Genomic DNA, 1,648 nt, shown 5'->3' with positions numbered 1-1,648 from the left:
GCAAGCGTCGTTCCAGTCCCTAACGTCCCGTCGGGACTCAGGGCCAGCCTACGTCGGTTAGTCTAGTTCGTTATACGTAATGACCCAAATCTATGCCTCAAGACATGGGTAACACTTTTGACATAGAAAAATAGGATACCAATGCAACACTTTCTGGACATCTTTGTGCATGGATATACAAGACATCTTTATCAAAAACATCGAGTTCATTGAATCGGCTAACCTGCCTAAGCATGTTAAGAAAACTGCTCTCGATATTGCTCATTGCAGAACGAATGCTATGAACGGTCATCTTTACCAATGTCCAGAAGAACATTTCTCTGTCTTTCTTAGAAATTCTTGTAATAACAGATTCTGTCCTAAATGCCAATACAGAAACAAATCTCTCTGGAACGAAGCTACTAAAAACTTGGTTATTAATACGGATCATTACCATCTTGTTTTTAAGTTACCTACTTTCTGTTATCCCTTTGTTAATACTTTTTATAAAGATTTTCTGAATCTACTCTTTGAGGCTTCAAAGAAAACTATTTATAAAATCATAAAACTTTCTTTGGATAAGGATGTTATTCCAGGTTTTATCATGGTTTTACACACTCATGGAAAACTAAATCAGTTCCATCCTCACATACATGTTCTCATTACTGATGGGGGATTCGATAAATCTAATAACAAATGGGTTCTTTCACAAAATAAACTCTTTGATTTCTTCCAGTTCAATTCTATTTACCAAATCATACTTAAAAAAGAACTTCTCGCTTTCTACAAAAAACATCTTTCTTTAGGAAACTCTTTTCTAGAACTTATTAATTCTAATTACAAAATGTTCGCTTTTACCTCAGAAAAAATCTCTGATCCATACCACGTCATCGACTACTTTAATAAATCAATAAAAGGGTCTAACATTAACGAACAGGATCTTAATGTCGATGACGAGATCGTCTCCATTAATGTAGGTAATCTTTCTTCTAATTTGTCCCAAAAAAACTTCATCAAACGTTACCTTTTACATGTTTTGCCACTAGGAACTAAATCAATTCGCTATTTTGGACTCTATTCTCATAAAGCTAAGAAATGTCTTAATTCTGCCAAACTGAACTTCCCTGTTACAAAAAACTTGGATGCAATTACAAGCAATCATCCAGAATACTTCGAACATGAATTCGATTATTTGCCTTACAAGTTTTGCCCTATCTGTAGGAAACATATGATTCTCATTGAGAAAACTTTACCATTCGAGATGCCTTTATATGTCGGACATACTTTTGGAAACCATCCTCCTAACTTGGAGTTCTTTAACTCCATCGCGGCATAATGATATGACCCAATTTGGGGTCTACATTCTCCATTACTCTACTAAAATGGGTCACTACGTATAACAGCCGCTAACCACTTCGCTTCGGGACTTACGCCCTCGCTCGGTCTACGACACATAGGCTTCTGGCACTCCCCTTGCTTACGCAAGTGTCGTTCCAGTCCCTAACGTCCCGTCCGGGACTCAGGGCCAGCCTACGTCGGTTAGCTAGTTCGTTATACGTAATGACCCAAATCTATGCCTCAAGACATGGGTAACACTTTTGACATAGAAAAATAGGATACCAATGCAACACTTTCTGGACATCTTTGTGCATGGATATACAAGACATCT

The 1,648-nt window shown here is 37.4% G+C and carries 1 protein-coding gene; it reads left to right on the top strand.

The genetic code is table 11. From position 1 onward, the window contains the following. Positions 1 to 169: 169 nt before the first annotated feature. A complete protein-coding gene (locus tag EHR07_RS19005; protein ID WP_135746613.1) occupies positions 170 to 1,315 on the top strand; it encodes an IS91 family transposase in 1,146 nt (381 codons plus the stop codon). Positions 1,316 to 1,648: the final 333 nt, after the last annotated feature.

This window comes from Leptospira bandrabouensis (assembly GCF_004770905.1).
Taxonomy (GTDB): Bacteria; Spirochaetota; Leptospiria; order Leptospirales; family Leptospiraceae; genus Leptospira_A; species Leptospira_A bandrabouensis.
This window is presented reverse-complemented; position numbering and strand designations above follow the sequence as displayed.